We start from the raw sequence: 23,955 nt of genomic DNA on the forward strand, positions 1-23,955 counted from the left end.
GAGCCGAGACTTCAATTGTTAGCCACGAACCGTGGCCGATATCCTCGAAAAATTCCTCGCCGGCGATCGTCTGGCGCTCTCGCGCCTGATCACTCTGGTCGAGAACCAAAGCGACAAGCTGTCCTCGGTGATGAGCCAAATCCACGGCCATCTCGGCAAAGCCTATTACATCGGCATCACCGGTCCGCCCGGCGCCGGCAAATCGACATTGGTCAATCGCTTGATCGCCCAGGGCCGCAAGCTCGGGAAAAAGGTCGGCGTCGTCGCCATCGATCCCAGCTCGCCCTTCAGCGGCGGGGCTCTGCTCGGCGACCGGATCCGGATGCAGGATCACGCCTCCGACGAGGGCGTCTTCATCCGCAGCCTCGGCAGCCGCGGCGCCCACGGCGGCGTCTCGCGGGCGACCCGCGACGTGGTCCGGCTGATGGACGCCTTCGGCATGGACTGGATCCTGATCGAGACCGTCGGCGTCGGCCAGACCGAGCTCGACATCATGGAGATCGCCCACAGCACGGTGGTCGTCTTGACGCCGGAGTCCGGCGACACCATCCAAACGATGAAGGCCGGGCTGCTCGAGGTCGCCGACGTCTTCGTCGTCAACAAGGCCGACCGCGAGGGCGCCGACAAGATTTTCTACGAGCTGCGCTCGATGCTCGAGATGAGTCCGCAGCAGGGCGATTGGACCGTGCCGGTGCTCAAGACCCAAGCCTTCCAGAACGTCGGCATCGCCGAGCTGGTCGAGACCTTGGAAAAGCATCGCCAACACTTGGCGGGCTCATCCAAGCTCCAGGCCAAACTCCTGGCGCTCCGCGAAGCGGAATTGGAGGAGATTCTTCAAGAAGAGTTTCGAAATCACTTCCGGACCGACCGGGGGAGTTCCCCTGAGGTTGAAAAGCTGCGGGAAAGGGTCTTGAAGGGCGAAATCAGCGCCTATGAAGGCGCGGCCGCGATCTTTCCCAAACTATTCCCGGATAAATAGCGAGAGCTCCCGTAGGGGCACCTTTGCGGGTGCCCCAGGCACTGAAATTGCCGCCGCTACAGCCGGGGCGACCGCAAGGGTCGCCCCTACAAGATTCCTACTGCTAAGCCACTGTAAATACTTGTCATTCCCCGAATCTGTCCGTTTTAAAAAGAGATTGACTTCGCTTGACCGCCCGGATATGCACGGCGGCCCACGGTTTTTTCTTAGTTTTCAAACCGTTGGATGAGTTTTAGGATCCGTAGCTCAGTTGGCCGCCGCGTCTCGAAGAGACGCGGGGAGGGCGGATCATTAGGCCAAAGTTTGTTAGCTTGCTCGGCTTTGCCGAGCAAGCCTGCAGGATTAGGATCCGTAGCTCAGTTGGTTAGAGTACTTCCTTGACATGGAAGGGGTCACTGGTTCGAGTCCAGTCGGATCCACTATGAGGCGTGAAAAGTGAAATGTGAAAAGTGAAAAGTAGGGAATTCCAAAATTCCTAGGACTTTTCACGTTTCACTTTTCACGTTTCACGTTTTTTTATGTTCGAAGAAGATAAAACAGAACATTATTCTCCCCTCCAACGCCTGCGTCACTCCGCCGCCCATGTGATGGCCGACGCCGTCCAGGCGCTGTTTCCCGGCACCAAGCTCGCGATCGGACCGGCCATCGACACCGGCTTCTATTACGACATGGAAGTGCCGCGGCCGCTCACGCTCGAGGACTTGGAGAAGATCGAGGCCAAGATGGCCGAGATCGTGAAGCGCGACGAGCCCTTTCGCCGCGAGGAAGTCTCCAAGGCCGAGGCCATCGAGCTCTTCAAGAAGCGCGGCGAGATCTACAAGCTCGAGATCATCGAGGCCCTGCCCGGCGACAGGATCACGCTCTACAAGCACGGCGATTTCGTCGACCTCTGCCGCGGTCCTCACGTCGACTCGACCGGCAAGGTCGCGGCCTTCAAGCTCCTCTCGGTGGCCGGCGCCTATTGGCGGGGCGACGAGAAGAACAAAATGCTCCAACGGGTCTACGGCACCGCCTTTCCCGACCAGGCCCAGCTTGAGGCCTATCTGACCCAGCTCCGCGAGGCCGAGGCCCGCGATCACCGCAAGCTCGGCAAGGAGCTCGACCTTTTCTCGATGATGGAAGAGGAGGGCCCGGGCTTGATCCTCTGGCATCCCAAGGGCGCCCGGATCCGCCAAACCATCGAGGATTTCTGGCGCGGCGAGCATCGCCGCGAAGGCTACGAGCTGGTCTATACCCCGCACATGGCCAAGCTCGACCTCTGGCACACCAGCGGCCACACCCAGTTTTACAAAGACAACATGTTCTCGCCGATGGAAGTCGAAGGGCAGGAGTACGAGATCAAGCCGATGAACTGCCCCTTCCACATCCGGATCTATAACCACCGGATGAAGAGTTACCGCGAGCTGCCGGTCCGGCTGGGCGAGCTCGGCACGGTCTATCGCTTCGAGCGCTCCGGCGTCCTCCACGGACTGCTCCGGGTCCGGGGCTTCACCCAGGACGACGCCCACATCTTCTGCCGGCCCGACCAGCTCCAGGCCGAGGTCGAGCGGGTCCTGGAGATGACCATGCGCTTCCTGGGCCACTTCGGCTTCAAGGAATTCGAGCTTTTCCTCTCGACCCGGCCCGAAAAATCGGTCGGCAGCGACGAAAACTGGGACTTGGCGACCAAGGCTCTGAGGGGGGCTTTGGAGGCTAAGGGCTTGGCCTTTGCGGTTGACCCCGGAGAAGGGGTGTTTTACGGTCCCAAGATCGACTTGAAGATCAAGGACACCATTGGCCGGATGTGGCAATGCTCCACGGTCCAAGTCGATTTCAACAACCCGGAGCGCTTCAACCTTCACTACATGGCCGAGGATGGCAGCCGCCAACGCCCGATCATGGTGCATCGGGCGCTCATGGGCTCGTTGGAGAGGTTCTTCGGCATCCTCATCGAGCATTTCGCGGGCGCGTTTCCGACTTGGTTGGCCCCGGTTCAGGCCCTCCTGATTCCCATCACCGACCAGCAAAACGACTATGCCGCCGAACTTTTGGCCAAGCTCAAGGAGCAAGGCATCCGGGCCGAAGCCGATTATCGCTCCGAGAAGCTGGGGCACAAGATCCGGGAGGGCCAGCTCCAGAAGATCCCGCACATGCTGGTGCTGGGCAAGAAGGAGCAGGCCGAGGGCACGCTCAGCGTCCGCAGCCGCCGCGAGGGCGACAAGGGCTCGATGAGCTACGACGATTATTTGAAGTACTTGAACCAAGAAATCGAAAGCCGGGCTTAGGTCCGGCGGCAACAGGAGGTTATTCGTATTAATCACAAAGAGACGCGCATCAACCGGCGCATTCGCGTTCCCGAAATTCGCTTGATCGATGCCGAGGGAAAGCAGCTCGGCGTTTTCATCACCTCGAAGGCGATCGAAATGGCCGAAAGCCAGGGATTGGATTTGGTCGAGCTTTCGCCCAATGCCGTTCCTCCGGTCTGCAAGATCATGGACTTCGGCAAATACAAGTACCAGCAGACCAAGAAGATCAAGGAAGCGAAGAAGCATCAAGTCATCGTCTTGGTGAAGGAAGTGAAATTTCGGCCGGTGACCGACGAGCACGACCTCGATTTCAAGGTTCGTAACATGGAAGGCTTCATTGCCGAGGGTCACAAGGTGAAAGCGACGGTGGTCTTCCGGGGCCGCGAGATGAGCTACCGGGAAGGCGGCCATAAAATTCTGAAGCAGATTTTGGAAAAGCTCGGCGACAAGGTGACGGTGGAAGTTCCGCCGAAAATGGAAGGCCGGCAGCTGACGATGCTCCTGATCCCGGCCAAGCACCCGGGCAAGAAGGACTGATTTTCAAATTTAGGAATTGGAGACGATATGCCGAAATTAAAATCGAAACGCGGCGCCAAGAAGCGCTTCAAGGTCACCGGCACCGGCAAGGTGAAGGCGGCCAAGTCGAACCGCCGCCACATCCTGACGACCAAGACCCGGAAGTCGAAGCGTCATTCGCGCAAGGCCAACATTCTCAATAAGTCGGATTCGGCGCGGATGCGCCTGGCCGTTTTAGGATAATTTGAACATGTAGGGGCACCCCTTGCGGGTGCCTTATCTACGGGTGTGGCAATCGCCTCGCCCAGGGCGACCGCGAGGGTCGCCCCTACGAAGGAGAATACCAATGCCAAGAGTAAAACGCGGCTTTAAAGCCCGCCGCCGTCGCAATAAAGTCCTGAAGCAGGCCAAAGGCTACCGCGGAGGCCATTCCAAGCTTTTCCGCACCGCCCAGGAATCGGTCGACAAGGGTTTGACCTACGCTTATGTCGGACGCCGGCTCAAGAAGCGCGACGCCCGCAGCCTGTGGATCCAGCGCATCGGCGCCGCCGCCGAGGGCCTGGGGCTCTCCTACAGCAAGCTGATGGGCGGCCTGAAGAAGGCCAAGATCGCGCTGGATCGCAAGGTTCTCGCCTTCCTGGCCGCCGAAGACCCCTCGGTCTTCGCGAGAATCGTCGACGCCGCCAAGAAGGCGTGAAAGATTCGCTGCTGAACAACCTCGAAAGCCTGAAGTCCGATTTCCATCGGGCCCTGGCCTCCGTTCAAGGCGAAAGCGCCTTATTCGAGCTCAAGACCGAGTTCCTCGGCAAGAAGGGCCGTCTCACCGAAATCCTGAAGGGCATGGGCAAGCTGAGTGCCGAGGAGCGCCCGTTGGTCGGCGCCAAAGCCAACGAGGTCAAGGAGACTATCGAAGCGGCCTTGGAGTCGGCGCTGCGCGCCGCCAAGAGCCGGGCCATCGACGCCGAACTGGCCGGCGACGTCTTCGACCCGACGCTGCCCGGCCGGCCGGTCGAGCTGGGCCATCTTCATCCGCTGACCCGCATCTACACGATGACCCGCGATCTCTTCGAGCGCTTGGGTTTCGTCACCCACACCGGCCCCGAGATCGAGGACGAGTACCATAACTTCGAGGCCCTCAACATTCCGGCCGACCACCCGGCCCGTGACGTCCAGGACACCTTTTTCTTGAAAGACAAGAAGTGGCTGCTCCGGACTCACACCTCCAATGTCCAGATTCGGGTCATGGAGAAGCAGAAGCCGCCGCTGCGGATGATCGCGCCCGGCGCCGTCTACCGCAACGACTACGACGCCACCCACAGCCCGATGTTCCACCAGATCGAGGGGCTTTGGGTCGACGAGCAGGTCAGCTTCGCCGACTTGAAGGGCGTGCTCCAGCTTTTCATTCAAGGGATGTTCGGCAAAGACAGCCGGGTCCGCTTTCGGCCCAGCTTCTTTCCCTTCACCGAGCCCAGTGCCGAGCTCGACATGAGCTGCCATGTCTGTGGTGGCAAGGGCTGTGGTCTCTGCAAGGGCACCGGTTGGATCGAGATCCTGGGCTGCGGGATGGTCGACCCGGCGGTCTTCGGCTTCGTCGGCATCGATCCCGAAAAATACAGCGGCTTCGCCTTCGGCATCGGGCTGGAGCGCTTGGCGATGCTGAAGTTCGGCGTCAACGATTTGCGATTGTTTTTCGAGAATGATGTTAGGTTTTTAAAGCAGTTCTAGTTTTCCCTCCCCTTTGTAAGGGGAGCAAGGAGGCAAACTGGCGCCTTAATGGCGCCAGGCAAACTCCGCGATAGTGTGAAAGACCTTGTCCGAACTTGTTGAGGGAGGGGTAGAGAGTCCGCGTCATGCACTTGCATGTCGCCCCCTCTCTACCTCCCCCCAGCCCCCTCCTTACAAAGGAGGGGGAGGAAGAGTATGAAAGCCTCGCTCAACTGGATCAAAGAATTCGTCTCGGTCTCGGCCTCGCCCCAGGAGATCGCCGACCGGCTGAGCCTCGCCGGCTTGGAGATCGAAGGCTTGAAAGAGCAGGGGAAGGGCTTGGAGAAGGTCGTCACCGCCACCTTGCTCAAGGTCGACAAGCATCCCAACGCCGACCGGCTCACGCTCTGCGAGGTGCGGACCGGCGATCAAGTCCACCAGATCGTCTGCGGCGCCAAGAACCACAAGGCCGGCGACCGGGTCGCACTGGCCTTGCCGGGGGCCAAGCTGCCCAACGGGATGGAGATTCAGAACTCGGTGATCCGCAAGGTCGCTTCCGCCGGCATGCTCTGCTCCGAGAAGGAATTGGGCTTCGCCGCCGAGAGCGAGGGCATCTTGATTCTGCCGCCGGAAGTCCCCGAAGATCTTCCGCTGGCCGAGGCCCTGGGGCTGGATGACGTGATTTTGGAAGTGAACGTCACGCCGAACCGCGGCGATTGCCTCTCGATGCGCGGCTTGGCCCGCGAGGTCGCGGCGGCCTTTCAAACCGAATTATTGGCCCCGCCGCCGGCGGCCGCCAAGACCGGAAATTTCAAAACAGCGGCCGAGGTGAAGCTCGAAGCCGCCGACCTCTGCCCGCGCTACACTTGCCAGATCCTGAAGGGCGTGAAGGTCGGCCCCTCGCCCCAAAAAGTGCAACGCCGGCTCGAAGCCTGCGGCATCCGCGCGATCAACAACGTCGTCGACGCCACCAACTACGTCATGCTCGAGACCGGTCAGCCGCTGCACGCTTTCGATTTGAAAGAGATTCGTGGCGGCCAAGTCCAGATTCGGCGGGCCAAGGCCGGCGAAAAGCTCAAGACCTTGGACGAGAAAGAACGGAGCCTGGCCGAAGGCGACTTGGTGATCGCCGACGCCGAGCGCATCCTGGCCCTGGCCGGGGTGATGGGCGGGCAGGGCTCGGGGGTCACCGAGAAGACCGGCGACCTCTTGTTGGAAAGCGCCCATTTCTCGCCCTCGGCGGTGCGCAAGGCCGCCAAGCGCGAAGCCCTGCAAACCGAGTCGTCCTATCGTTTCGAGCGCGGGGTCGATCCCAACGCTTGCCTGGCGGCCTTGAACCGCTTGGCCGCCCTGATCGTCGAATGGGCCGGCGGCGAAGCGGCCTCCGATGCCATCGACCGTTATCCTCAGCCGATCCAGGCCAGGGACATCCTGCTCCGCCAAAAGACTTTGACTCGGCTGCTGGGCCTGAACCTACCGGTGGCCGAGCTATTGCCGGCCCTGAGCCGGATCGGTCTCGAGGGCAAGGCCGAAGGAACCGACCTCCGGTTCAAGGTTGCGACCGCCAGGAGTGACCTGACTCGCGAAGTGGACTTGGTGGAAGAGGTGGCTCGGCTCTACGGGTATAACCGAATTCCGACGACTTTCCCGGCCCTCGGTCTCGACCAGTTTCCGCCGTTTCGGGAGCACCCCCTTGACGGTCTGCGGAACCTGCTCCGAGATTGGGGTTTCACCGAGATCCTCAACTACAGCTTCACCTCGCCCCCTTGGCTGGCCCGCTTCGGCTTCCAGGCCGAGGACGAGGTCCAGCTTCTCAATCCGATCAGCGAGGAAATGTCGGTCCTGAGACCCTCGCTTTTGCCCCAGATGGTGCAGACCCTTCAGCAGAATCAATTCAAGGGGAATAGCGATCTTCGGCTCTTCGAGATCCGCCCGGTCTACCGTCCGCAAGCCGACGCTACACCGCCCTTTCGGGAGGAATGGCGGCTTTGCCTAGGGCTGGCCGGCCAGCGACAACCGCTTCACTTTCTTAATGAAATAGAAGAGGTTTCCCTTCTAGACTTAAAAGATTACTTGAAGTTATTGGTAGGCAGCGCCGGTGAAGGAACGCTTGAAGAAAAGCCCGGCCAGAGCCCTAATTTTCACCCCAAGCGCAGGCTGGCCTTGAGCTGGCGGCGGGAGGGGAAAAGCTTCGATTTGGGCGAGCTTGGTGAGCTCCATCCGGCCCTCGCCGCGGAGCTCGATTTCAAGGGCCCGGTGGCCCTAGCTGAAATTTCTCTCGATCTCTTTTTGACAGAATCTAAAATTCCTGTAAAATTTCAACAGGTATCGCCGTTTCCCTCAGTTTGGCGCGACCTCAACTTAATCGTCGATGAGTCGGTGACTCATGGCTCGCTGGCCGCCCTGATCCGGGCTAACGGTGGTCCTTGGATGCGGCAGGCAATCTTTTTCGATCTTTACCGGGGCAAGCCCCTGGAAGAGGGCAAAAAGGCCATGACCTTCCGAATCGAATACGGCAGCCAAGAGCGGACTTTAACCGACGACGAGGTCAACCAGGCGAGGGAGCAATTGACGGCGAAGTTGAAAGAACTCAGCGGCGCGGAGTTGCGCTAGTCTCAAGGAGGCCCGTTATGACCAAAGCGGATTTGGTCGAATCGATTTACGAAAAGATCGGTTTTTCCAAGAAAGAGTCTTCCGACATCGTCGAGATGATCTTCGACACGATGAAGGACACTCTGGAACGGGGAGAGAAGATCAAGATCAGCGGCTTCGGAAATTTCGTGGTTCGCGCCAAGCGCCCCCGGATGGGGCGAAACCCCCAGACCGGCGAGGAAATCGAGATTTCGGCCCGCCGGGTTTTGACCTTCCGGCCCTCACAAGTCCTCAAACAAGCACTTAATAAAGAATAGTCTAAGTCCAGGAATTTTATCCACTCCTTGACAGCGCCGTCCTCTTTGGGCGATGTAGCGCCTGCCATTATGAGCGTCGCCGAAACATCCGAAAAACGTGCTTCCGCGTCCGCCATTCCCGACAAGGTTTACTTCAAGATCGGGGAAGTGGCCGAGATCGTCGGGGTCAAACCCTACGTGCTCCGCTATTGGGAGACCGAATTTCCTGATATTGCGCCGGCCAAGAGCAAATCCAAGCAGCGGCTCTACAAGCGCAAGGAAGTCGAGATGATCCTGCGGATCCGCGACCTCCTCTACAAGGAAAAGTTCACCATCGAGGGAGCCCGGAAGCGCCTCAAGGAGCTGAACAAGCGCGGAGGCAAGGGCAAGGAAGTCGAAAGCCAAGCCGCCCAGATCACCCTGGCCTTGCCGAAGAGTCCCGAGTCCCGCGACGATTCGCTGCTCGAGATCAAGAAATGTTTGCAGGAGCTCGGGAAGATTCTTGAAAGCCTATAAGATTTTGGATACGCAGGCGCCTGTCATCCCGAACGAAGTGAGGGATCCACTGCGGACTCCTTAGAGGATTCCTCGGCCCCTTCGGGTCCTCGGAATGACAATACAAGGCAGATTTCTAGCCGTCGAATTAACCCCAGACGGTCATTCGGGGCGTAGCGCAGCCCGGTAGCGCACTCCCTTGGGGTGGGAGTGGTCGCTGGTTCAAATCCAGTCGCCCCGACTTTAAGCCTCGGTTTGCAAGAACCGGGGCTTTTTTTATTCCCTCCCCTTTGTAAGGGGAGAGTTAGGGAGGGGTAGAGGGCGTGCGCTGTGCAAAATACTTTGCATAACGCCGGCTCTCTACCTCCCCTGACCCCCTCCTTACAAAGGAGGGGGAAGATAAGCCTGGCGCGCGCCGAAAAAATCCTGTAATAACAACGGATAATGCTCATTCTAGTCTCGAACGACGACGGGATTTACGCCGAGGGGATACGAACGCTAGCCGAAACCTTGAAAAAGATCGCCAGGGTCGTGGTGGTGGCGCCGGATCGCGAGAAATCGGCCGCCAGCCATTCGCTGACTCTGCACCGGCCGCTGCGCATCCTCGATGTGAAGAAGAACTACTACGGCGTCACCGGCACGCCCACCGACTGCATCAACTTGGGCATCAACAAGGTCCTCAAGCCGAAGCGCCCCGACTTGATCGTCTCGGGCATCAATCACGGCGGCAATCTGGGCGACGACGTTCATTATTCGGGCACGGTCTCGGCAGCGCTTGAAGGCGCGATCATGGGAATCCCTTCGATCGCCATTTCGCTGGTGGCGCGTTTCGAGCGCCCGATTTTCAAGCCGGCGGCCAACTTCGCGGCCAAGCTGGCCAAGGCGGTGTTGAAATATCGGCTGCCGCCTGGCATGGTCCTCAATGTCAACGTGCCGAACGTTCCTCAGAACCGGCTCAAGGGCTACGCTTTCGGCAAGCTGGGCAAGCGCAATTACGGCGATGTGATCGTCGAGAAGCTCGATCCGCGGAAGAAGAAATACTATTGGATCGGCGGCGATGAAGTCGGCTATGAAAACATCCCGGGCAGCGACTGCAATGCGATTTTGGAGAGGAAGATATCGATCACTCCACTCAAAGTGGACATGACCGACTATCCGTTTTTGGAAAAGATCCGGACCTGGAAGCTATAAAATGCGGCATGCGATGTCGTTGAAGAAAACCAGCAGCGAAGGTGGGGATTACTACATCTCGCGCAAGCGAATGGTGCGGGAGCAGCTCCTCGACCGCGGCATCCGCGACGAGCGGATCCTGCAGGCCTTTCTCAAGGTGCCGCGGCATTGCTTCGTCGAGCCGGGCCTCCAGCCGATGGCCTACAACGATCATCCGCTTTCGATCGGCTCGGGCCAAACCATCTCCCAACCTTACATCGTCGCCTACATGCTCGAAGCCTTGCGGCTCAAGCCGACCGATCGGGTCCTCGAAGTCGGCACCGGTTGCGGCTACCAAACCGCCATCCTGGCCGAGCTGGTCGATCAAGTCTATTCGATCGAGCGGCTCTCGGAGCTGCTGCTGAAGGCCCGCAAAAACCTCAAGGCCCTGGGCTACCGCAATATCACTCTCAAGCTCGGCGACGGAACCCTCGGCTGGCCCGAGCAGGCGCCCTTCGACGCGATCGTGGTGGCGGCCGGCTCGCCCCAAGTCCCCCGGCCCTATTTAGAGCAAAGCTCGGAGTCCGGGCGGTTGATCGTTCCGGTGGGCGACGAGTGGAGCCAAGAATTGGTGCTGATGCGGCGCGAGACCACCGGTTGGGTGCGGGAAAAGCTCAGCGGCTGCCGCTTCGTCAAATTGAAAGGGAGGCATGGCTTCGAGCCCTCGTAAGCTGGTTTCACTTTTCCTTCTCTCCCTGCTGCTCCTGCCGGGCTGCGGTGACTTTCGCGCCATTTTCAACGGCAAGCCCGATCAACAAGTCGCCCGACGCAAAAACAAGAAACCGCGCAAGCCCTCGCCCGAAGTGCTTCAGCAGGCGCGGGGTAAGTTCCTTTGGCCGGCCGAGGGCCCGATCAACTCGCCTTACGGCCCGCGCAGCGGCAAGATGCATGACGGAATCGACGTCGGCGGCGATGAGGGCGACCCGATCCTGGCGGCGGCCGGCGGCGAGGTCGTTTACGCCGACCGTCTCGGCGGCTACGGCAACCTGATCGTCGTCAAGCACGAGGACGGCTTCTTCACGGCCTATGCCCACAATGAGAAAAACCTCGTTGACAAGGGGGACACCGTGAAGCAAGGACAGCGCATCGCCAAGATGGGAAGGACCGGCAACGCCAGCGGAGATCACCTGCATTTCGAGATCCGCGACGAGAGCGGGACTTACGATCCCGAGGATTTCCTTCCCGAGCGGCGTTACACCGCCAAATAGGAATCGCCATGGATCTCAAGAAGCTCGTTCGCGACGTTCCCGATTTTCCCAAGCCCGGCATCGTCTTCAAAGACATCACGCCGCTGCTTCAAAACCCCGAGGCTTTCCGTTTCATCATTTCGAGCCTGGTCGAGCGTTACCGCAATAAGCCGGTTGACGTCATCGTCGGCATCGAGTCGCGGGGCTTCCTGTTCGGGTCGGTCTTGGCCCACGCTCTGGGCAAAAGCTTCGCGATCATGCGAAAGAAGGGCAAGCTTCCCTACACGACGGTTTCCTATACGTATAAGCTGGAGTACGGCGAGGACACGATCGAACTGCACGAGGACGCCATTCCCCAAGGCGCCAAGGTCCTGATCGTCGACGATTTGCTGGCCACCGGCGGCACTGCCGGCGCCGCCGCTCATCTGGTGGAAAAAATGGGTGGGAAGGTCGAGGAGCTGGCCTTTGTCATTGAGCTAAGCTTCCTGGACGGCAAGAAGGCTTTGCGGGATTATCCGGTCTTTAGCTTGATTCAGTATTAGACCCCCCTTTGAAAAAGGGGGGCAGGGGGGATTTAAGGCGGCGGCAAGAAAACAAATGTCGATTTTAGCATGCGGAATTTTCCAAATCCCCCCAACCCCCCTTTTTCAAAGGGGGGATCATAAGTGTCCTTGCACGCGGGCGGGGGCAAGCCCCGCCCCTACTTCTTTTCTTCTTCCTTCTTGTCGTCGCCGCTCTCGCCGGTGAAGAATCCCTTGATCGCGCCGCCGGCCTTCTTGAAACCCCGGCCGGTCGCCTTGCCGCCCTTGACGATGCCCCGGCCGGCGGCCTTGAAGCCTTTTTCCATCTCGCTGCCGGCGGTCTTGAAGCCCCGACCGACGACGTAAATGCCGCCTTTCTTGCCGCTTTCGCCCCCGACCGGCTTGTCGTCCTCAGCGTCTTGCTTGACGGTTTCTTGGGAGCGCGCCTTTGAGTCCTCTTCGGCGAAGCTCGAATGGGGTAGGGCGGCCGAGAACATCCAGGCCAGAGCGAAGAATAGGGCGAGTTTTCTCATGGCTTCCTCCTAAGACGTTCCTAATCGCTTTGGGTCACAAGCGCCAGGGCTTTCGCGTCATGCACCGGCACGAGCTTGATTTCATTGCTGTGGCGGATCAGCTCCCCCAGCTTGACCCGGATTTTGCGGGCTTCCAACGGGTCGAAATCCGAAAAGCGCTCCGCCGCCCAGCTACGAGCCTGGGGCTTGCCCTCGGCGTCGACCGACCAGAGGGCGTCGCCGACAAAGAGGAAACGCTTGCCCGAAGGAAGATTGGCGAAGAGGCCGAGCGATCCCGGCGTGTGGCCGGAGAGCGAGACGACGACCAGGCTGCCGTCGCCGAACAGGTCGAGACTGCGGGCGAAGTTCTCGTAGGGCTTCGACTCGAGGACCAACGGGACCAATCGGTCTTTCAGCTTCTCGACCTGGATCGGAAGGACGCCATGCTGAAAAGCCCCGCCTTGAGCGAGCATGAAATCCTTCTCCTCGGCCAGCAGCCGGATCGGCAGCTCGAAATCGGCCATGCCGCCGAGATGATCCCAGTGGGCGTGGCTCACCAGAAAGAAATCCTTGGCCGGATCGAGCCGTGGGAAATCGGCTTGGTTCTTCAGCGGCTTGGTCGCGTGAAAGGTTTTCTTCACGAAGAAACCGACCGCTCCGCTCATCGAGGCCAATTCGGCGGGATAAGAAGTGCCGAGTCCCGAGTCCAGGACCACCCGGCCCTTGGGATGCTCGATCAGCACCGCCGAGTGAGTGTAGCGGTGGTTTTTCAGCAGGGAGCCGCCGCGGACCGCGAAGGCCTCCAGCGATTCGGAGTAGCCGGTTTCGAAGACCCTAAAAGACAGCTCGGGCAAGGAGTCCATTTTGGCTCGGGGGGCGAAGCTCGAAGGCTCGCCGGCCGGCGCTTCCACCGGCCACTTGAGCGCCAGCACCAAAAGAAAGAACAAGAGGATGCCGAAGTTGAGGACGAGGAGGAGAAGCTTTTTCATGATTCGAGGATCAGGGCCGGGAAACTGGCGAAGCCGAGGGCGTCGACCGATTCGCCGTCTTGGCCGCCCAGCGAATCGCAGAAGACCTGGACCTTGCCGAGCCAAGCCTCGAGGTCCAGCCCCATGAGCTGGCGACGATTCTGTTGGCTCAGCTCCTTGAGGCAAAAACGGAGGCGTTTGTCGGATTCGCGCAGCAAGCTCTCGAAGCCGCGGTTGTTGCCGGAATAGAGTTTGAGGAGCGCCGCCGAAAATTGGATCAGACCTTGGAGGAATTGGCCCTCGACGTCGGTTTTTTGGGTGGTGAGCCAAAGGCTTTCCCAGGCCTCGTGGGCTTCCCACCAGTAGCCGTGGTTGTAGAGGTCGACCCCGTACAGATAGAGGTCGTTCTGCTTCCATTTTTCGGGCGGGAGATATTCCGGCTTTTCCTCCTCTTTTTTATAGCTGTGCCCCTTCGGATCGATCACCGGGTGGGGATGGAGAGTCGGGACGTAGCGGTAACGGGGGAAAACCCGTTGCGAATATCTCGGAATGGCTAATTGCATATTCTCCGAGGAATGGGATAACAAGCTTTTGGAGGAATGTCATGCCGGAAATCATCTGGAAACCCTACGGCGATTACATCGAAAAATCGAATATCTCCCGCTTCATGAAAGCCCACGGCATTCGCGATTACGACACTCTCGTGCGCTGGTCCAACGCCGACGTCGAGCGTTTCTGGGACGCCTGCTTGAAGGATCTGGATCTGCGCTGGCAGCAGCCTTACCGCAAGATCCTCGACAGCTCCGACGGCTTCGCTTGGTCGAAGTGGTTTGTTGGCGGCAAGATCAACATCGTCGATCAATGCATCGACCGTTGGATCGAAGCCGGCAAGGGCGCCAAGACCGCCTTCACTTGGGAGGGCGACTGCGGCGCGGTCAAGAAGCTCAGCTACGCCGAATTGCAAAGCCAGGTGGACAAGCTGGCGGCGGCGCTTGGTTCGATGGGTGTCCAAGAGGGCGACCGGGTCGGCCTCTACCTGCCGATGATCCCGGAAATGGTGGTCAGTTTCTTCGCCTGCCTCAAGATCGGCGCCATCGTCATTCCGATCTTTTCGGGCTTCGGCCCCGATCCGCTGGCGGTTCGATTGAACAATGCCGAAGCCAAGGTCCTCATCACGGCCGACGGCTCGCTGCGCCGGGGCAAGGAAGTGGCGATCAAGCAGAGCGCCGACCTTGCGCTGAAGCAAGTCCCCTCCATCCAAAAAGTCATCGTGGCCAAGCGGCTCTTCAAGGACATTCCCTGGCAGGAGGGGAGGGATCTTTGGTTCGACGACCTGTTGGCCGGAAATCATCCGTCGGTCCCGACCGCGACCTTGGACGCCGAGGCCCGCTGCATGATCATCTACACCTCCGGCACCACCGGCCTGCCCAAGGGCACGGTTCATACCCACGCCGGCTGCCTCGCCCAGATGACCAAGGAGGTCGGTTACTATTTCGACACCAAGCCCGAGGACGTTTTCTTCTGGGTCACCGACATCGGCTGGATGATGGGGCCGTGGGAAATGATCGGCTCGTTGTCGCTGAATTCGAGCTTCCTGATTTTCGAGGGTGCGCCCGATTTCCCCAATCCCGACCGGCTTTGGGACGTGGCCTCGCGTCACGGCGCGACCATCTTCGGGATTTCGCCGACCGCCATTCGCCTCTTGATGAAGGCGGACGACTCCTGGGTGAAGAAGCACGACTTGAGCCGGCTGCGGATCCTCGGCTCCACCGGCGAGCCCTGGGATCCCCAATCTTACCGCTGGTTCTTCGAAAAAGTCGGCGGCGGCCGTTGCCCAATCATCAACATCAGCGGCGGCACCGAGATCGTCGGCTGTCTCCTGGCGCCCTTGCCCATCACCGAGCTCAAGCCCAGCACCCTGCGGGGACCGGGTTTGGGCATGGACGTCGACGTCTTCAACGAGGAAGGCCAGCCGGTGCGCGGCGAAGTCGGTTACCTGGTATGCAAGAAGCCGGCGCCTTCGATGACCAAGGCCTTCTGGAACGATCGCGACCGCTATCTCGAGACATACTTTTCGAAGTGGCCCGAGATTTGGTTTCACGGCGATTGGGCGATCGTCGACGAAGACGGTTTTTGGTTCTTGCAGGGCCGGGCCGACGACACGATCAAGGTTTCGGGCCGGCGGACCGGGCCGGCCGAGATCGAGGCCGCCTTGTTGCGGCATCCGGCCTGCGCCGAGGCCGCGGCGATCGGCGTGCCCCATGAGATCAAGGGCGAGGGCATCGTCTGCTTCGTGGTGTTGAAGGGCGATTTCAAGGCCGGCGACGCCTTGGCCGGCGAGCTTTCGGAAAAAGTCGGCGAGGTGCTGGGCAAGACCCTGCGGCCGGAGAAAGTGATCTTCGTCGCGGCCCTTCCCAAGACTCGCTCCGCGAAGATCGTGCGCGGCGCCATCAAGAAGAAATACCTCGGCAAGGAGCTGGGCGATCTCTCCTCGGTGGAAAACCCCGACGCCCTGGAAGCGATCGCTCCCGTCCTCTCATAATCGACAAGCCCTCATCGCAAGTGTTGGAATTTTGACGCTCTTGCCGCGCTGAGCCATGCCATCGCTCGGCTGCGACCCTTCAAAACAATCATGTATTTCTCGAAGGCTAAATTGCTGGCTGATTGGTGTGATTATTGCTAATTCTAAAGCTTACCGGGGAGGGCCTATGCGACATCTATTCATCGCTCTTTTTATTTCAGCTCTGATTCAAGCCTGCAGCGGCGGGGGATCCCCCCAAGGCTCGCCAAATATGAACAACCAGGATTCGACCGGCGACAGCGCCATCATCCCGCTGGGCGCGCCGAGTCCGGACGCGCCGAAGGACAGCGCCGACGACAATCCGCCCGAGGACAAGGCGGCAGCCGTCGTCGACGACGCCAACTATCTTAAAGTGCGGACGGGGACGCCGACGATCGGAGGCGATCATTGCCCCGCCGGAACCGAGCTCAGCGAAGGCTCCAATGACACCAAGGGCTTGGTTTCGGTGCCGACCGACGCCAAGAACTTCACCTGCACGATCAATTTCTCGAAACCGTATCCGGGCGGGCCGATTTGCGCCATCACCAGCCAAGGCTGGGTGACGCCGCCCGACATGACTTACAAGATCAACGCGGCATCCAAGGACTTGATCGAAGTGACCGGCGTGACCCAAATCACGCCCTTGGCAGGGTACGTCTTCAACTATATTTGCTTATAAGAAATATCTCGCGATCAAGCCGCCGAAGATCGGCAACAGCAGATTGTCGACGCCTTCGATCGAGAGGGCCTCGATGGCCGAGGCGGCCGAGGCGGTGACCAAGGCTCCGCGCCAGCCCAAAAGGGGCAACAGCACCAGGAGAGCGGAAAGAAAAAAGGCCGCCGTTCCCAAATAAGTTTTCTTCAAAAAGAAGATCCGGGCCTTGCCGAACTTCATCCCGATCAAGGCGGCGAAGGCGTCGCAAAGACAGGCTAGCAGCGCTCCGGCCATCGCCGCTTTCAGGGGAAAAAAGTAGGAGGCGATTCCCAAGCCCACCGCCAAAAAGATCGGAGCCAAATCCAAATGGGCGGATCGGGTCAGGGTTTGGCTCAGGTAGCCGATCACCGGCAGCGGCGCTTTCTGGGACAGCCGGCGCAATTCCGCGATGTAATAGAGCACCACCACGACCGCGAGCAAGGCGGCGCTCAGCCGGGGCGCCTGCTGAAAAGCGAAAGGCAGCATCAGGCCTGGGAGATGGAGCGATTTTCGCTTCAGCTCCCGCCGAACCTCAGTAGATGTAGGTGAAGCCAAGGCTTGCACGGTTGCTCGACACCTGCGGTGAAAGAAAGAAGTTAGGATGCTCTTTTTTATGGAATTGGGCGGTGCCCCAGCCGATGACGCTGCCGAGGACCGCGCCCATGACGACGTCACTGACCCAATGCTGATCGCCATCGACCCGGCTGACCGATATCAAGGAGGCGAGGGCGTAAGAAGGGATGCCGGCCTTCCAGCCGTAGAAGCTGGTCAAGACTCCGGCGGCGGTGAAGGCCGCGGTGGAGTGGGCGCTGGGAAAGCTGAAGCGGCCGTTGTCCGGCGCCCGCCGGTTGAAGGAGAGCTTGGCCACGACGTCGATGCCCAGGGAAAGGAAGAGGGCCTCGGTCAGGGCGCGGCCGGTTAGAGCCACCTTGGGATGATGGGTTCCGTGGCCGACGATCCAGGTGATCACCGAAGCGCCGCCGATGGTATAGGGCGAGATGACCCAGCCCATGACGTCATTGGCGGTTTCGCCGAACAAGGCGTTAGGCTCGAAGCTGTCTTGAATATTGTCGTCCAAGGGAACCAGGCCGCCGCTCAAGCCGGCTCCCAATCCGAAAGCCAGGCCGCCCCAGCCCCAAAACGAGGATTTGAGGCTTCCGCCGAGGTCCCGGGGAAGCTCCTTGAAGGTGAACCTTTCGTGCATTTCGGAGCGCTCGCCGAAAGCGGCGTCTTGGGGGGAGAGCTGGAGGTCGGGTTGAGATTCCGGGACCGGCTCCTCCTGGTCCTTGGCCCAGAGCGGGGAGCCTCCGACCAAGGTCCAAATCCAGGAAATCAATAGAAATGTCGCGATTTTTTTCCTCATGGTGACGGGCTGGGGCCTTAGCACCCGTCCTACCCGAGGGCAAATGAATTAGAAGGCGTCGCTGGCGTGGCCCCCGCCCTTTTTGGGGCTGGTTTCGGTCTTGGTGCCTTTGAGGGAGCTGCCTTCCGGGGAAATATTGACCTTTTTACCGAAAGCCGCCTGGTAGCCGCCGGAAAACCCGCTGCGGAAGCCGGCGCTGAAGCTGGCCCGGGAGCCGTATTCCGAGCGGTAATACTTATCCGGCTCTTGGTAGGCCTCGTGGCGCTTGAGGTCGGGCTTGAGATCCTGCTCCTTGTCGGATTTGCCGGCCTTTTTTCCCATGTCGAAGCCGATTTCCATTCCACGTTTGCGGGCCGGATCGCCGGAAAAGCCTACTTTTTTGCTGGGGTCGGTCGCTGCTTGGCTCTTTTTGGACTGAGCCTGGCTTTGGCTTGCAATGAAAAGGAATGTGATTAAGAGGAAGAGCGAAAAGAGGCGTCTATAGGGCGTCATGCTACAAACCTAACGATCGATTGGGCACCGATTGTAGAACGCGTCCCACCATCTGTCCATCTTAGTTCTATTTGAACGAAGGGTAAGGAGCGAAAAGAAGTGAAAAAAATGATAGTGTTATTCTCTCTGCTTTTGGCTGGCTGTGGAGGGACGGTTGAATCCACTTCGGAGCCCATTCCATTGGATCAGGTTGATAACGAAAGCCTTATCGAACCAAGTCCGACTCAGCCTTTTATCTTCGAGCCGGTTGGAGACTTTATCCAGGGGATCATGCCGATCGACATTGAAGCCCTGCCTTCTGGAAATTTCCTTATAGCCACGCGGGATGGACAAATTATTCTCTTGGATAGCGATTTGCAGGCTTTGGGGCACGCGCAAATTCCTGCTACCACTTTTTGGGATGCGGGATTGGTCAGTGTCGTTCACTCCAATGGTAGGATATACGCGGCTCTTACCTTGCCAGAATCCGCTTGCCCTTCATCGGAAGCCTTCTGCAACGGTATCGTCCGATATGATTTGGATGAGACCGCCGACAATCCTCTTTCCAATCCTCAAGAAGTTTTTAACGTTTCAATGGTTGATCGGCAAGGGCAGCACAATGGTGGGGCTCTGATCTTTGATGATAATGGTGATTTGATTTTAGGTGTGGGAGATGGTTTTTTCCCCGAAAGCGCCGAAGAGGCCGAAGCCCATTCCGATCTGGCTCAAGATGACAGCTCTTTTCTGGGCAAATTAATTAAAGTCGATCCCGAAGGCATCGATGCTCCGGCAATTGTGGCTAAGGGATTACGCAATCCATTCACAGCATCTAGAATTCCGGGCCTAGGTATGGTGGTCGGCGATGTCGGCTTCGAGACCTATGAGGAGCTTAACCTTTATCCCTTCGGAGGGCCCTATCTCAATTTCGGTTGGCCTCTGGAAGAGGGCCCGAAAGCAGGCTCATTGTTTTCGCAGCCCATCGGTGGTTTTGACCATTGCGATCCAACAAATCAAGACGCCGATCCCTCTGGTCACGATGCCTCGAAATCCATAGCCGTTAAAAGACACGCTGGCGTGGTTCATGAATGTGGAAGCGAAATAATCACTGCTGCAGGCTTTTATGAGGGCCAGGAGCCCGATCCTTATGGCGGACAATTAGACCGGACATTGATCTATGCCGCGGCCTATTATGGCTATATTCGCGGCATTACTATCGACGATCAGGGGGTGCCTTCCAACGACCGCCACCTCGCACATTTTCCAGGCGTCACTTCTTTCACAGTGGGGCAGGATGGGCATCTCTATGGGGTCAGTATTTTTGCATCGAATCAGGTGTTGAAAATGATTCCCAATCCGGAGCACGAAGAATCGGATCTTCCCTGAACCGAAATGAAGCGAGCTCGGTGGTGCCGAGCTCGCATAGATTTTCTCAATGGAGCGGGAAACGGGGTTCGAAGTTATTCGCGGGCCCGGAGTAAATCCGGGCCCGCTAAAGCCTTGGGTTCTTGAGGTTGTTTCAGTCTCATTGAGCGGGAAACGGGGTTCGAACCCGCGACCCTCAGCTTGGGAAGCTGATGCTCTACCAACTGAGCTATTCCCGCAATTTCGCTCAAATTCCTATGTCAGGGGCGCGGGGCTGTCAATCCTGGAAGCTGGGCCGCTTCCTCATCGGTCAGAAATGCCAAGTTGGCGTGATTGTTGATGCGCAGCTCGACCAAGTAATCGAAGGCGATCGCCAAGCCTTTCCGATAGGGAGCCGAAAGGACGAAGAGGAAAAGGGCGGCGGCCGCCACCACGAAGCGGCCGAGCCAAAGGCTCTTCGGCAGCACCAAGAGCATCGAGAGAATGAAGAGCCCGGTGATGAAGGCGGTGCTGAGATACATGAAAGCCCAGGTGTCGCTTTCCCGTGAAGCCAGCTTCAAGGCGCAGTAAGGGCAGGAGTCTTCCATTTGCCACCAGCCGATGAAGAGCTTGCCCCGGCCGCATTGGGGGCAACGACGGCGCAGGCCGCGGCGAAGGATGCGAATATTTTCCTTAGAGTTTTTCATGCTTTCTGCTAACAATTCCGCTCGTCTCTATTAATAGGATATGTTCAAAACCTTCAAGAAGATCATCCTGGGCCCGCCGCTGGCCAGCGCCGAAGTCCACGAACAAAGGCTCAACAAGAAGGTAGCCCTCGCCGTATTCTCCTCCGACGCCTTGTCGTCGGTGGCTTATGCTTCCGAGGAAATCTTGCTCGTCTTGGTCACCGCCGGGATGGTCGCCGTCCAGCTTTCCCTGCCGATCGCGCTTGCCATCGGCGTCCTATTGCTCATTCTGATCAGCTCTTACAGCGAAACCATTCGAGCCTATCCTTCCGGTGGCGGCGCCTATATTGTCGCCAAGGAGAATTTGGGCAAGTATCCCGGACTGATCGCGGGCGCCTCTTTGATGACCGATTACATTTTGACCGCCGCGGTCAGCATCGCTTCCGGCGTTGCCGCCATCACTTCGGCTTTTCCTTTCCTGTACCCCTATCGAATCGCCCTGTGCGTGTTCTTCTTGATTTTGATCACCCTCGCCAACCTGCGCGGGGTCAAGGAATCCGGCTTTATCTTTTCCATCCCAACTTATCTGTTCATCATTAGTTTTTGCACTTTGATCGGAGTCGGCTTCTACCGCTATTTTTTCGCGCCGCCCGAAATTGTTCTGGGCGTGGAGCATTATCCGCCGGCCACTAACGCCTTGGGTTATTTTCTCGTGCTGCGGGCCTTCTCCTCGGGCTGCGCGGCGCTGACCGGTGTCGAGGCGATTTCCAACGGAGTCCCGGCCTTTCGGCCTCCCGAATCGCGGAACGCCAATATCACTCTGATATGGATGGGGCTGATCCTCTTGGCCTTGTTTCTCGGAATCACCGAATTGGCCCGACTCTACCATGTTTTGCCCAAGGGCCATGAAACCGTGGTCAGTCAGATCGCCCGCCACGTCTTCAACGGCGGATTCTTCTATTATTTGATACAGGTCGCCACCGCCTTGATCTTGATTTTAGCGGCCAACACGGCTTTCGCCGATTTCCCCCGACTGGCGTCTCTTTTGGCCCGAGACGGTTACATGCCCCGGCAGCTGAGCAGCATGGGCGATCGGCTGGCATTCTCCAACGGCATCATCTTGCTAGGGGCGGCGTCCGCGCTTTTGATCGTGTTGTTCAACGCCAACGTCCACAGCTTGATACCGCTGTATGCGGTCGGTGTTTTCATTTCCTTCACGCTATCCCAGTCCGGCATGGTGATTCATTGGCTTAAGCTGCGGGGGAAGGGCTGGTTCCACAAGATCCTGATCAACGGCCTCGGCGCCACGGCGACTTTCATCGCCTTGCTGGTCATCGGGACGACCAAGTTCACCCACGGCGCTTGGATGGTGGTCGTCTTCATTCCGCTGTTGATCTTGATGTTCATCGCCATCAATCGACACTACCATGAAATCGTCGATCAGCTGCATCCCCAGCTGGGGGATCTGTTGCCGCCCAAGCTGCATCGGGTTTTGATCCCGATCTCGACCTTCCATAAAGGAACCGCCAAGGCGATCAGCTACGCGCTGTCGATCTCCGACGACGTCCGAGCGGTCTATGTCGCGCTCGATCCCGAGCGCACCCGAAAGATCAAGGACATCTGGAGCCATTGGTGCATCGACATTCCCTTGGTGATCTTGGATTCGCCCTACCGCTCGATCATCCGGCCGCTCCTGGACTACATCGACGAGCTGCAGAAGGAAGAGCCGGACCAGCTCATCACGGTGATCCTGCCCGAATTCGTCGCCGCCAAGTGGTGGCAGCAGCTGCTGCACAATCAAACCGCCTTGCTGATCCGCGGCATCCTCCATTTCAAGGAGGGGGTCACCGTCACCAGCGTCCGTCACTTCCTCGATTATTAAGACCGAATTCACCTTGAGTTCACAGAAAAGCCACCGGCCCATGGCCTGATTTAGCCATGAAAGATTGGATGCATGCCCTGGCCGGGCACTACGAAGACACCCGCCGCCGCTTTCCTCAAGAGCCATTGCTAATCCTCTTCGACATCGATGGGACCATCCTCGACATGAGGTATTTGACCCTTCACGTCATGAAGGAATTCGATCGGATTCACGGCACTTGCCATTTCCGGGAGCTCGAGGTCGAACGGTTGAATTTCCATGAAAACCAGATCCTCGACTTTCTTGGCGACTTGGGTCTCGAGGCCGGTGAGATCGAGCGGGTCGTGCGATGGTACGAGAAGAACCGCTGGGGCCACGACGCGGTGATGCAGTCGCATCGGCCCTACCGCGGGGTGCTCGAGGTGATCCGCTGGTTTCAGATTCAGCCTAATGCCTTTGTCGGCCTCAACACCGGCCGGCCCGAGAGCCTGCGGGAGGAGACGCTGCGCTCGCTCAACGCTCTGGGCCGCGAGCATCGGGTGGATTTCCGCAGCGACCTGCTGTTCATGAATCCCTCCTCCAATTGGGAGGGCGACATCCTTCAAGCCAAGGTCGCCGGCATCCGCCATTTTCAAGAAGAGGGCTATCGAGTCGCCGCTTTCATCGACAATGAGCCGGCCAACCTCAAGGCGGTGGCCGATTCGGAAGTGGCCGGGGATGTTTTGTTGCTCCATGCCGACACGCTTTTCGAATCGCCCTTGGGCCATCGGCCGGCGCGCTCCCTGAGCGGGCGGGAGTACAATTTGACCGAGCTGCTTTCGGAGGAAAGGCTTCCTCCCCATGTCCAGTTGATCTGGCAGGGGGTCAATGACGAAGCCAACCTGAGGCAGTTTTTGGCTTCGAACATTCGTTGGGGCGAAATGGACATTCGCCTGCAGGATGAAGAATCGTTGGAGGTCTCAAGCTTTCTTTCCCGATTGAGAGGGTCGGATAAAAGCGTGCTCCTCGACCTGCATGATGGCGGGAACTGCTTGGATCGAGTGATCGATGCCTTGCATGTTTGCGATTTTCCCGAGAGCCGCCTGGGTTTCAAAGGTGAGCTCAACCGGATTGAAGAGAGCGGTGTCCGGCTTCTTTCCGTGGCATTCCCTGGCTCCTTGCTGCAATGCTCGATTGATTTCTTGGTTCCGATGCTCGCGGCCGCACCCGAGCAGGCAAAGCGTTTTCTGGATCGGATGGTGAATTGGGGCATTAACCGGTTCGGCCTGAGCTGGGCGATTCTGAAGCCGGGCGGCCCGGCCTTGGAACAGCTGGAGAAGTGGGGTTACCCGGTCGCTCTGGAAGAGGTTCCCGACCTCGAGGCTTTTCTTAAAGCCAGTTTGCTGCTGCCGGCCGCCATCGCCTCGGACTTCAATTTCCCTCAATGGTGTTACTATGGTCGGGGTGCCGGAGGGCCGAAAAGGCCCCATCTTTATCAGGCCAAAGCATTAGCGCCTTGAATCCTGTTGACGACATCCTAGAAATTCATTAGCCGGAAATTCCGTTGTTTTTCTTTCGCCACGCCGGGTGAGGTAGCGAGCCTTAGGAGGTAAGCTGTGATCCGGTGCGTCTCGATTTTTTTATCCGTCCTTATTTTGTGCTTAAATCTGCTTTTAGCCCAATGCGGCTCTTCGGGCGCAGGGGATGGGCGCTTGGGCAGGCTTCCGGCTTCTTGG

At 58.7% G+C, this 23,955-nt stretch carries 26 protein-coding genes and 3 tRNA genes; 20 read left to right on the forward strand and 9 right to left on the reverse strand.

The genetic code is table 11. The features are described 5' to 3' along the window. Nucleotides 1–31: 31 nt before the first annotated feature. The 15 genes from meaB (at nucleotide 32) to VJR29_12135 (ending at nucleotide 11,805) form a co-directional block, all read left to right on the forward strand. The gene (gene meaB / locus VJR29_12065; protein ID HKY64143.1) at nucleotides 32–979 is read left to right on the forward strand and encodes a methylmalonyl Co-A mutase-associated GTPase MeaB; all 948 of its coding nucleotides are present in this window, start codon (nucleotides 32–34) and stop codon (nucleotides 977–979) included. Nucleotides 980–1,324: 345 nt separating this feature from the next. Then, nucleotides 1,325–1,398 (forward strand) — tRNA-Val (locus VJR29_12070). Nucleotides 1,399–1,497: 99 nt separating this feature from the next. Beyond that, nucleotides 1,498–3,243: a threonine--tRNA ligase gene (gene thrS / locus VJR29_12075; GenBank protein HKY64144.1), complete on the forward strand. Its 1,746-nt coding sequence runs from the start codon at nucleotides 1,498–1,500 to the stop codon at nucleotides 3,241–3,243. Nucleotides 3,244–3,270: 27 nt separating this feature from the next. After that, nucleotides 3,271–3,801: a translation initiation factor IF-3 gene (gene infC, locus VJR29_12080; GenBank protein ID HKY64145.1), complete on the forward strand. Its 531-nt coding sequence runs from the start codon at nucleotides 3,271–3,273 to the stop codon at nucleotides 3,799–3,801. 27 nt (nucleotides 3,802–3,828) lie between these two features. Further along, nucleotides 3,829–4,023, forward strand: coding sequence for a 50S ribosomal protein L35 (rpmI, locus tag VJR29_12085; GenBank protein ID HKY64146.1), 195 nt, complete (start codon nucleotides 3,829–3,831; stop codon nucleotides 4,021–4,023). 103 nt (nucleotides 4,024–4,126) lie between these two features. Next, entirely contained in the window at nucleotides 4,127–4,477 is a 351-nt protein-coding gene (rplT, locus tag VJR29_12090) for a 50S ribosomal protein L20 (protein HKY64147.1), read from the forward strand. Beyond that, the gene (pheS, locus tag VJR29_12095; protein ID HKY64148.1) at nucleotides 4,474–5,505 is read left to right on the forward strand and encodes a phenylalanine--tRNA ligase subunit alpha; all 1,032 of its coding nucleotides are present in this window, start codon (nucleotides 4,474–4,476) and stop codon (nucleotides 5,503–5,505) included. The genes rplT and pheS overlap by 4 nt, the downstream gene beginning before the upstream one ends. A gap of 195 nt (nucleotides 5,506–5,700) precedes the next feature. Further along, nucleotides 5,701–8,097 (forward strand): phenylalanine--tRNA ligase subunit beta, encoded by a 2,397-nt coding sequence (gene pheT, locus VJR29_12100; protein HKY64149.1) that lies wholly within the window; start codon nucleotides 5,701–5,703, stop codon nucleotides 8,095–8,097. A 17-nt stretch (nucleotides 8,098–8,114) separates the two neighbouring features. Beyond that, nucleotides 8,115–8,393 carry an integration host factor subunit alpha gene (locus VJR29_12105; protein HKY64150.1) on the forward strand — a complete coding sequence of 93 codons (279 nt, stop codon included), beginning with the start codon at nucleotides 8,115–8,117 and terminating at the stop codon, nucleotides 8,391–8,393. Between the two features lie 69 nt (nucleotides 8,394–8,462). After that, nucleotides 8,463–8,888: a MerR family transcriptional regulator gene (locus tag VJR29_12110; protein HKY64151.1), complete on the forward strand. Its 426-nt coding sequence runs from the start codon at nucleotides 8,463–8,465 to the stop codon at nucleotides 8,886–8,888. 146 nt (nucleotides 8,889–9,034) lie between these two features. Continuing rightward, nucleotides 9,035–9,108, forward strand: a tRNA-Pro gene (locus VJR29_12115). A 203-nt stretch (nucleotides 9,109–9,311) separates the two neighbouring features. Next, the gene (gene surE / locus VJR29_12120) at nucleotides 9,312–10,058 is read left to right on the forward strand and encodes a 5'/3'-nucleotidase SurE (GenBank protein ID HKY64152.1); all 747 of its coding nucleotides are present in this window, start codon (nucleotides 9,312–9,314) and stop codon (nucleotides 10,056–10,058) included. Nucleotides 10,059–10,071: 13 nt separating this feature from the next. Further along, on the forward strand, nucleotides 10,072–10,746 hold the full coding sequence (locus tag VJR29_12125; protein ID HKY64153.1) for a protein-L-isoaspartate(D-aspartate) O-methyltransferase: 675 nt from the start codon (nucleotides 10,072–10,074) through the stop codon (nucleotides 10,744–10,746). After that, nucleotides 10,727–11,284, forward strand: coding sequence for a M23 family metallopeptidase (locus tag VJR29_12130; GenBank protein HKY64154.1), 558 nt, complete (start codon nucleotides 10,727–10,729; stop codon nucleotides 11,282–11,284). Before VJR29_12125 ends, VJR29_12130 begins: the two co-directional genes overlap by 20 nt. An 8-nt stretch (nucleotides 11,285–11,292) precedes the next feature. After that, the gene (locus tag VJR29_12135) at nucleotides 11,293–11,805 is read left to right on the forward strand and encodes an adenine phosphoribosyltransferase (GenBank protein HKY64155.1); all 513 of its coding nucleotides are present in this window, start codon (nucleotides 11,293–11,295) and stop codon (nucleotides 11,803–11,805) included. Nucleotides 11,806–11,963: 158 nt separating this feature from the next. On the opposite strand, the gene VJR29_12140 is transcribed toward VJR29_12135, so the two are convergent. From VJR29_12140 to VJR29_12150, 3 genes are read right to left on the reverse strand one after another with little or no spacing between them, the layout of a single operon-like run. After that, entirely contained in the window at nucleotides 11,964–12,317 is a 354-nt protein-coding gene (locus tag VJR29_12140; GenBank protein HKY64156.1) for a hypothetical protein, read from the reverse strand. Nucleotides 12,318–12,337: 20 nt separating this feature from the next. After that, nucleotides 12,338–13,285, reverse strand: a complete 948-nt coding sequence (locus tag VJR29_12145) for an MBL fold metallo-hydrolase (protein ID HKY64157.1) — start codon at nucleotides 13,283–13,285, stop codon at nucleotides 12,338–12,340. Further along, on the reverse strand, nucleotides 13,282–13,827 hold the full coding sequence (locus VJR29_12150) for a DUF309 domain-containing protein (protein ID HKY64158.1): 546 nt from the start codon (nucleotides 13,825–13,827) through the stop codon (nucleotides 13,282–13,284). The genes VJR29_12145 and VJR29_12150 overlap by 4 nt, the downstream gene beginning before the upstream one ends. A gap of 41 nt (nucleotides 13,828–13,868) precedes the next feature. Between VJR29_12150 and VJR29_12155 the strand changes: the two genes are divergently transcribed. Further along, nucleotides 13,869–15,806 carry an AMP-binding protein gene (locus tag VJR29_12155; protein ID HKY64159.1) on the forward strand — a complete coding sequence of 646 codons (1,938 nt, stop codon included), beginning with the start codon at nucleotides 13,869–13,871 and terminating at the stop codon, nucleotides 15,804–15,806. A 250-nt stretch (nucleotides 15,807–16,056) separates the two neighbouring features. Next, nucleotides 16,057–16,503: a hypothetical protein gene (locus VJR29_12160; protein ID HKY64160.1), complete on the forward strand. Its 447-nt coding sequence runs from the start codon at nucleotides 16,057–16,059 to the stop codon at nucleotides 16,501–16,503. On the opposite strand, the gene VJR29_12165 is transcribed toward VJR29_12160, so the two are convergent. From VJR29_12165 to VJR29_12175, 3 genes are read right to left on the reverse strand one after another with little or no spacing between them, the layout of a single operon-like run. After that, complete coding sequence (locus tag VJR29_12165) at nucleotides 16,498–17,004, reverse strand: hypothetical protein (GenBank protein ID HKY64161.1); 507 nt, start codon at nucleotides 17,002–17,004, stop codon at nucleotides 16,498–16,500. The two genes, VJR29_12160 and VJR29_12165, sit on opposite strands and share 6 nt — an antisense overlap. A gap of 46 nt (nucleotides 17,005–17,050) precedes the next feature. Then, nucleotides 17,051–17,881 carry a phosphatase PAP2 family protein gene (locus tag VJR29_12170; protein ID HKY64162.1) on the reverse strand — a complete coding sequence of 277 codons (831 nt, stop codon included), beginning with the start codon at nucleotides 17,879–17,881 and terminating at the stop codon, nucleotides 17,051–17,053. A gap of 48 nt (nucleotides 17,882–17,929) precedes the next feature. After that, entirely contained in the window at nucleotides 17,930–18,373 is a 444-nt protein-coding gene (locus VJR29_12175) for a hypothetical protein (protein ID HKY64163.1), read from the reverse strand. Nucleotides 18,374–18,481: 108 nt separating this feature from the next. Between VJR29_12175 and VJR29_12180 the strand changes: the two genes are divergently transcribed. Next, on the forward strand, nucleotides 18,482–19,735 hold the full coding sequence (locus VJR29_12180) for a PQQ-dependent sugar dehydrogenase (protein HKY64164.1): 1,254 nt from the start codon (nucleotides 18,482–18,484) through the stop codon (nucleotides 19,733–19,735). Between the two features lie 145 nt (nucleotides 19,736–19,880). Here the strand turns inward: VJR29_12180 and VJR29_12185 are convergent. Beyond that, nucleotides 19,881–19,953 (reverse strand) — tRNA-Gly (locus VJR29_12185). 21 nt (nucleotides 19,954–19,974) lie between these two features. Beyond that, nucleotides 19,975–20,400, reverse strand: a complete 426-nt coding sequence (locus tag VJR29_12190; protein HKY64165.1) for a DUF983 domain-containing protein — start codon at nucleotides 20,398–20,400, stop codon at nucleotides 19,975–19,977. Between the two features lie 40 nt (nucleotides 20,401–20,440). On the opposite strand from VJR29_12190, the gene VJR29_12195 reads away from it, so the two are divergent. Together VJR29_12195 and VJR29_12200 are read left to right on the forward strand one after the other, a co-directional pair. Next, nucleotides 20,441–22,261 carry an APC family permease gene (locus tag VJR29_12195; GenBank protein ID HKY64166.1) on the forward strand — a complete coding sequence of 607 codons (1,821 nt, stop codon included), beginning with the start codon at nucleotides 20,441–20,443 and terminating at the stop codon, nucleotides 22,259–22,261. Between the two features lie 56 nt (nucleotides 22,262–22,317). Then, nucleotides 22,318–23,739, forward strand: a complete 1,422-nt coding sequence (locus VJR29_12200) for a hypothetical protein (GenBank protein ID HKY64167.1) — start codon at nucleotides 22,318–22,320, stop codon at nucleotides 23,737–23,739. Between the two features lie 17 nt (nucleotides 23,740–23,756). Here VJR29_12200 and VJR29_12205 read toward each other — a convergent pair. After that, on the reverse strand, nucleotides 23,757–23,955 hold a 199-nt coding region (locus VJR29_12205; GenBank protein ID HKY64168.1), incomplete at its 5' end, for a hypothetical protein.

The organism is bacterium, assembly GCA_035281585.1.
Taxonomy (GTDB): domain Bacteria; phylum UBA10199; class UBA10199; order DSSB01; family DSSB01; genus DATEDP01.